Origin of the sequence: Rothia sp. L_38 (assembly GCF_050689125.1) — a bacterium.
Classification (GTDB): domain Bacteria; phylum Actinomycetota; class Actinomycetes; order Actinomycetales; family Micrococcaceae; genus Rothia.
The window spans coordinates 21,266-28,285 of the sequence record NZ_JBOEQD010000020.1 but is presented as its reverse complement, the minus strand read 5'-3'; the positions used below and the strand labels follow the sequence as shown (position 1 = coordinate 28,285).

General features: G+C 61.2%; 6 protein-coding genes. 4 read left to right on the top strand and 2 right to left on the bottom strand.

Annotation, left to right across the window (positions count from 1 at the left end):
* Positions 1-41 precede the first annotated feature (41 nt).
* Entirely contained in the window at positions 42-248 is a 207-nt protein-coding gene (locus tag ACRCJM_RS11565; protein WP_237205964.1) for a CopG family ribbon-helix-helix protein, read from the bottom strand.
* Between the two features lie 108 nt (positions 249-356).
* On the opposite strand from ACRCJM_RS11565, the gene ACRCJM_RS11560 reads away from it, so the two are divergent.
* From ACRCJM_RS11560 to ACRCJM_RS11550, 3 genes are all read left to right on the top strand, one after another.
* Positions 357-1,067: a Maf family protein gene (locus ACRCJM_RS11560; RefSeq protein ID WP_431465021.1), complete on the top strand. Its 711-nt coding sequence runs from the start codon at positions 357-359 to the stop codon at positions 1,065-1,067.
* Between the two features lie 109 nt (positions 1,068-1,176).
* Entirely contained in the window at positions 1,177-2,994 is a 1,818-nt protein-coding gene (locus tag ACRCJM_RS11555; protein ID WP_431465020.1) for an acetyl/propionyl/methylcrotonyl-CoA carboxylase subunit alpha, read from the top strand.
* A gap of 165 nt (positions 2,995-3,159) precedes the next feature.
* A complete protein-coding gene (locus ACRCJM_RS11550; RefSeq protein WP_431465019.1) occupies positions 3,160-4,554 on the top strand; it encodes an MFS transporter in 1,395 nt (464 codons plus the stop codon).
* Positions 4,555-4,695: 141 nt separating this feature from the next.
* Here the strand turns inward: ACRCJM_RS11550 and ACRCJM_RS11545 are convergent, their stop codons facing one another.
* A complete protein-coding gene (locus tag ACRCJM_RS11545) occupies positions 4,696-6,114 on the bottom strand; it encodes an NAD(P)H-quinone dehydrogenase (protein ID WP_431465018.1) in 1,419 nt (472 codons plus the stop codon).
* Between the two features lie 81 nt (positions 6,115-6,195).
* On the opposite strand from ACRCJM_RS11545, the gene ACRCJM_RS11540 reads away from it, so the two are divergent.
* Positions 6,196-7,020: a purine-nucleoside phosphorylase gene (locus ACRCJM_RS11540; RefSeq protein ID WP_431465022.1), complete on the top strand. Its 825-nt coding sequence runs from the start codon at positions 6,196-6,198 to the stop codon at positions 7,018-7,020.

The window sequence follows — 7,020 nt, the reverse complement described above, 5'->3', positions numbered from 1 at the left end:
GTTATAACCTCAATAGCAATTTCGAGTTGAATCCGCTGCATTTATGAGTCGGCTAATCGTTCCAAAGTTTTTGCATCATGCTCAAGCGCATAAGCGAGCCCCTCTTCTACCATGGCCCGATGCTCTCTTTCTTCCAGCATGCGACGCACACTCTCAACGATGAGGGAGTGCTTAGATAAATGCTCGCGCTCTGCTAAATCTGCAAGCTGGTGGTCTAAATCTTCAGGAAGTCGCAAGGTAAGAGCCATACACCCACAATACCAAGTTGATACCATCAGCTCCATACCGATGTGCAGACTTGGCCCATCACACATGTTGTGGGTTTGGGGTTCGTCAGCACCGCTAGACTGTTACCCATGCACAACCCTACTGAAACCGCAGCCGCGGCGGGCGAACAGCCGGTGCGGCTCGTCCTTGCCTCCTCATCCCCTGCCCGCAAAAAGCTCCTGGAGGACGCCGGCGTCCGCTTCACCGTTATAGTCAGCGATGTCGATGAGGACGCCGCCCTGCACGAAGCCCAACAGGCCGCCTATAAGGCTGGGCTGGGCGACATCACCCCGGCACAGACCGCCCAGCTGCTAGCCAAGGCAAAAGCGCAGGCGGTTGCCGCCCTGCCCGAGGCAGCAGGTGCACTGGTGCTGGGCTGTGACTCTGTCTTTGAGCTCGATGGCCTTGCCTACGGCAAGCCCGGCAGCTCCGAAAAAGCCCTGGAACGCATCACCGCTATGAGCGGACGCAGCGGGCAACTCCACACCGGGCATTGGCTGGTCGATACCCGCGAGTCTACCCAGAACACAGCAGCTAGTAAGCACCCCGAGGCCAGCGAGTTGCGCACGGCAACCGTCCACTTCGATACCTTCAGCGACAAAGAAGCCCGGCGCTACGTGGCCACCGGCGAGCCCCTGTGGGTGGCTGGATCCTTCACAATCGACGGTTTCGGTGCGGCCTTCATTAAGGGAATTGAGGGCGAATACCACACCGTGGTGGGGCTTTCGGTGCATGCCCTACGCACAATGCTGGCTAACTTTGGTGTTTCAATCAGCGACATTTGGAAAAATTCGCGATAAATTTCAAGATACGACTTTTGTGAGGCGCCGTCACCCGGCGCCTGCTCATAATGCGTCATAGCCAGTAACGGCACGCCAGCACGGCACGATAACCCGAGGAGCTTTCATAGTGACTGCACATAACGACCTGGCCCAGGCCTTTACCCCGGTGAAGGGGCGCCACACCGGCCCCGTCAGCAAGGTACTGATTGCTAACCGCGGTGAAATTGCTGTTCGCGTTATTCGTGCCGCCCAGGACGAGGGGCTAGCAACCGTCGCTGTCTACGCCGACCCCGACCGCGAGGCCCAGCACGTACTGTTAGCCGATGAGTCCTATGCCCTGGGCGGCACCGCTGCGGCTGAGTCCTACCTGGTCATGGACAAGCTACTTGAGGTCGCCAAGCGCTCTGGAGCCGATGCCGTGCATCCCGGCTACGGCTTCCTCTCTGAGAACGCCCAGTTCGCCCAGCAGGTCATCGACGCCGGTCTGACCTGGATTGGCCCCTCCCCCGAGTCCATCAACCGCCTGGGCGACAAGGTAGCCGCCCGCTATATCGCCGAGAAGGTCGGCGCCCCGCTGGTTCCCGGCACCAAGGACCCGGTCAAGAGCGCCGCTGAGGTTGAAAAATTTGCGGACGAGTACGGCCTGCCCGTTGCTATCAAGGCAGCTTTTGGCGGCGGTGGGCGAGGCATCAAGGTCGCCCGCGAGCGCGAGGGTATCGGGGAGCTCTACGAGTCAGCTGTCCGCGAGGCTATCGCCGCTTTTGGCCGCGGCGAGTGCTTCATTGAGCGCTTCCTTGACTCCCCCCGTCACGTTGAAACCCAGTGCCTGGCCGACGCCCACGGCAATGTTGTGGTTGTTTCGACCCGCGACTGCTCCCTGCAGCGCCGCAACCAGAAGCTGGTAGAAGAGGCCCCGGCTCCCTACCTGACCAAAGAGCAGAACGAGCGCCTGTACGAGGCGTCCAAGGCTATCCTGCGCGAGGCAGGCTACCAGGGCGCCGGTACCTGCGAATTCCTGGTGGGCACCGACGGCACCATTTCCTTCCTCGAAGTCAATACCCGCCTACAGGTTGAGCACCCGGTCTCCGAAGAGGTCACCGGCATTGACCTGGTGCGCGAGCAGTTCCGCATCGCCCGCGGTGAGACCATCGAAGCCACCGACCCCGAGGTACGCGGCCATTCCTTCGAATTCCGCATCAACGGTGAGGACGCCGGCCGCAGCTTCATGCCCTCCCCCGGCACCATCGAGAAGCTGGTTGTGCCTTCTGGCCCCGGCGTGCGCTGGGACTCCGGCGTGATTGCCGGTGATACCGTCAGCGGCAACTTTGACTCCATGATTGCCAAGCTCATCGTCACCGGCGCCACCCGCGAACAGGCCCTACAGCGAGCCCGCCGTGCCCTGGGTGAGCTGGTCATCGAGGGTATGCCCACCGTTGCCAACTTCCACCGCGCCGTGCTCGATGAGCCCGCCTTCGCTCCTGCCGAAGGCGGTGACTTTGCTGTTCACACCCGCTGGATTGAAACCGAGTTCAAGAACACCCTGCCCGCCTACGACGGTGCCCTTACCCTGGCTGAGGCAGATGAAGAGCGCCAGAAGATTACCGTTGAGGTCAACGGCAAGCGCATGGAAGTCGTCCTCCCCGCCCTGGGTGGTACTACCGCCAAGCCTGCTGCCGCCTCCAAGGCCCGCAAGTCCCGCTCAAGCCGCGGGGGCGCGTCCGGCTCTGCCAACAGCAATGAGCTCACCAGCCCCATGCAGGGCACTATCGTCAAGGTAGCGGTCAAGGACGGCGCCAAGGTAACTGAAGGCGACCTGATTGTGGTGTTAGAAGCCATGAAGATGGAACAGCCTATCACCGCCCACAAGGCCGGTAAGGTCACCGGGCTCAAGCTCAAGGCAGGCGATACCGTCTCTGCCGGGGCTATTATCGCAACCATCAAGTAAACCTACGCATACAAGCTCAGATAGGCCCCTTTGCCGCCAGGCAGAGGGGCCTATCTCTTTACCCCACCCCCTATGCTCACATAGTGGAATCTAAGTTTCACATAGAGAACGCCAGTTTTAGAGTAAAACCATACAACACAATCTATACACCACTAGAGAGTTCACGTGAGCACAACAGTCACCTCCCCGGCCTCTTCTGCTGCCGAGCAGACCGTGCCCCGCAGCCGCGTCATCCTGGCGTCACTCATCGGCACCACCATCGAGTTCTACGACTTCTACATCTATGCCACCGCCGCCGTGGCTGTCTTCCCCGCCCTCTTCTTCACCGGCGAGGACGACACCGCCAAGCTCCTCGCCTCCATGGCGACCTTCGGCGCAGCCTTCATCGCCCGCCCCATCGGCTCCATCGTCTTTGGCCACTTCGGCGACAAGGTAGGCCGCAAGGCAACCCTGGTCGGTGCACTCCTGACCATGGGCATCGCCACCTTCCTCATCGGTCTGCTCCCCACCTACTACCAGATTGGCCTGTGGGCACCGGCCATGCTGACCATCCTGCGCTTCTGCCAGGGCCTAGGCCTCGGCGGCGAATGGTCAGGCGCAGCCCTACTGGCCACCGAATACGCCGAAGAAGGTAAGCGCGCCCGCGCCGCCATGTGGCCCCAGCTCGGCGCCCCGTTCGGCTTCATCCTCGCCAACGGCTTCATGTTGCTTCTGACCGTCACCATGGGCTTCACCTCACTGGCCGCCGGCGACACCATCGACCACAACTTCCTGGTCTGGGGCTGGCGCATCCCCTTCATCGCCTCCATCGTCATGGTCGCAGTCGGCCTCTACGTGCGCTTCAAGCTCGAAGAAACCCCCGTCTTCAAACAAGCCCTCGAAAAGGACGAAAAGGTCAAGACCCCGCTCGCTGAAGCCTTCAAGGTAGCCTGGTGGCCCATGATTCAGGGCACCTTCATCATGCTCGCCACCTACGTACTCTTCTACCTCATGACCGCCTGGATCCTCTCCTTCGGCATCGGCAAGGTAGAAAAGGGCGGCCTGGGCATCGCCTACCGCGAATTCCTGGTCATCCAGCTCATCACCATTCTCTTCTTCGCCGCCATGGTTCCGGTCTCCGGCTGGCTAGCCGACAAGTACGGCCGCCGTTCCTCCCAGCTGGTTATCACCGGCGCCATCATCATCTTCGGCCTCTCCTTCGGCTACCTCATGGACCCCTCCGTCGTCGGCACCGGTGAGGACGCCAACGCCGGCCGCATCGTCCTCTTCATGGCCATCGGCATGACCCTCATGGGCCTGACCTTCGGTTCCATGAGCGCCTACCTGCCCGAGCTCTTCCCCACCAACGTCCGCTACACCGCCTCAGGTATCAGCTACAACGTCGCCTCCATCCTGGGCGCAGCGCTGACCCCCTACGCAGCGGTGTGGCTGAACGCCAACGGTGGTGTGGGCGCAGTCGGCCTCTACCTGGCCGGCGCAGGTCTGCTCACCCTGATCTTCATGGCGATCACCCATGAAACCCGCGACGTGGACCTGACCACCATGGCCCGCGCTAAGTAGGGTAGACGCACACAGCTCAAGGAGGGGTAGCGCCCGTTCTTGCCGACTAACCTTCTCGCTGGCTCGCAAGCTCGCAAGCGATTCATGCCAGACCCAGCCAGTCGGCTCCGAACGGGCGCTACCCCTCCCCTTTTTCATCTATTACTGCATAGTGTGCAGCTGCCGCGCGGCTTCTGAGATAGAGCCGGTCAGCGAGGGGTAGACCGTGAAGGTTTCGGCAATATCGTCCACGTGCAGTTTCTTATCGACTGCTAGCGAGAGCGGGAAAATCAGCTCTGAGGCGCGGGGACCCACCACCACGCCGCCAATAACGGTGCCAGAGTGCTTGCGGGCAAAGATTTTGATGAAGCCATCCTCGACCGCCATCATCTTGGCGCGCGGGTTGGTCGTCAGTGGCAGCATGACCATATCGGCCTGGTACTTCCCCGACTCGATTTCGCTCTGGCTCACGCCGACGGTTGCAATTTCAGGGGCCGTAAAGATGTTGGCGGCAACCTGGTGGGTGCGCAGGGGCTTGACGATGTCGCCCAGCATGTGCGAAACGGCAACACGCCCCTGCATCGCGGCAACAGAAGCCAGAGGGTAAACCCCGGTACAGTCACCGGCCGCATAAATGTTGGGGATGTTAGTGCGGGAGACGCGATCCACGTTAATATGCCCTGATTCGCTGACCTCCACCCCGGCGTCCTCAAGCCCCAGGTTTTCGGTGTTGGGGATAGAACCGACGGCAATGAGCACGTGAGAACCCGCGACCTTGCGCCCGTCGCCCAGGGTGACGATAACGCCGTCGCCAGCTTCGTTGTAGCAGGCTGCCTCTGCGCGAGAGCGGGGCATGACGCGCACACCGCGGCGTTCAAAAACATTTTCAAGGACGGTCGCGGCGTCCTCATCCTCACCGGGCAGCACCCGGTCACGGGAGGAAATCAGGGTAACCCGAGAACCCAGTCCGTTATAGGCTGAGGCGAACTCCGCACCGGTGACGCCGGAGCCAACCACAATGAGGTCTTCAGGAAGTTCTTCCAGGGAGTAGAGCTGGGTCCAGTTGAGAATGCGCTTGCCATCGGGCTGAGCGGTGGGCAGTTCACGGGGGTGGGTGCCCACCGCCAGAATAATGAATTCGGTGGTCAGCTCGTAGGTCAGGCCGGTCGAATCGGTAACTTCCACGGTGTGGCGGTCCACTAGCTTGCCCCGACCGTCAATGACCTTCACGCCACTGCGTTCCAGGGTGCGCTTGATGTCGTGGGACTGCTGGTGGGCTAAGTCAATCAGGCGCTTGTTAACCTTGGCTAGGTCAACTGAGATGGGCGGGGCTGCGTCATCGTCCCCCACCGAGATCGCAAGCTCCTGGGCCTTGCCAAAGCGGTTGCGGGCGTCCGCGCTAGCAATCAGGGTCTTAGAGGGGACGACGTCGGTGAGGACGGCCGAGCCACCCATGCCCTTATCTTCGATGATAGTGACATCGGCGCCGTGGCTAGCGGCAACAAGAGCAGCCTCATAGCCGCCAGGGCCACCACCGAGAATAACAATCTTGTGTGATGCGTAGTCTGTTTTGAGAGTCACCCTTTTATTGTGTCGCACATCGCACGCGCACTCAACTCTGGGCAGGTTTGATACCGTAGAAGGGTGTTGAATGATTCAAATATTTCTGCTGTTTCCACCGCTGATCCCAACCACCCGGCACTGGTTCGTGCCCGTGAGGCCGCGGACTTCATTGCCGAGAAAACCGGCGTCGAGAAGCATGACCTGGCGCTGACGCTGGGTTCAGGCTGGGGCGAGGCCGCCTCACTCATTGGCGAAGCCACCCATGTTCTCTCAGCCGATGAGGTACCTGGCTTCCACAAGGCCGCTGTAGTGGGTCACCCCGGTACCCTGACCTCGATTCTGACCGAAAGTGGCAAGCGAGCCCTGGTGATTGGCTCCCGCACCCATTTCTACGAGGGCCGCGGCGTTGACGCTGTCGTCCACGGTGTACGCACCGCAGCTGCCGCAGGCGCTGAGACCATGATTCTCACCAACGGCTGTGGCGGCCTGAACCCCGCCTACTCAGCTGGCGAGCCCGTCCTGATCTCTGACCACCTGAACTTCACCTCAGCCTCCCCGCTCACCGGAGCCCACTTCGTTGACCTGACCGACCTGTACTCGCCTCGCATCCGCGAGATTGCCCGCGGCATTGACCCCTCCCTGCAGGAGGGCGTTTACATGCAGTTCCCCGGTCCCCACTACGAGACCCCAGCCGAGGTTAAGATGGCAGGTGTACTGGGTGCTGATCTAGTGGGCATGTCCACCGCTCTTGAAGCCATTGCCGCCCGCGCAGCCGGCCTTGAGGTCTTTGGTATTTCACTCGTCACCAACCTGGCCGCCGGTATCCAGGAGACCCCCCTCTCTCATGCAGAGGTCATTGAGGCCGGTGAAGCTGCTGCCCCCCGCATTTCCCGCCTGCTCGCAGACATTATCGCGGCCCTCTAA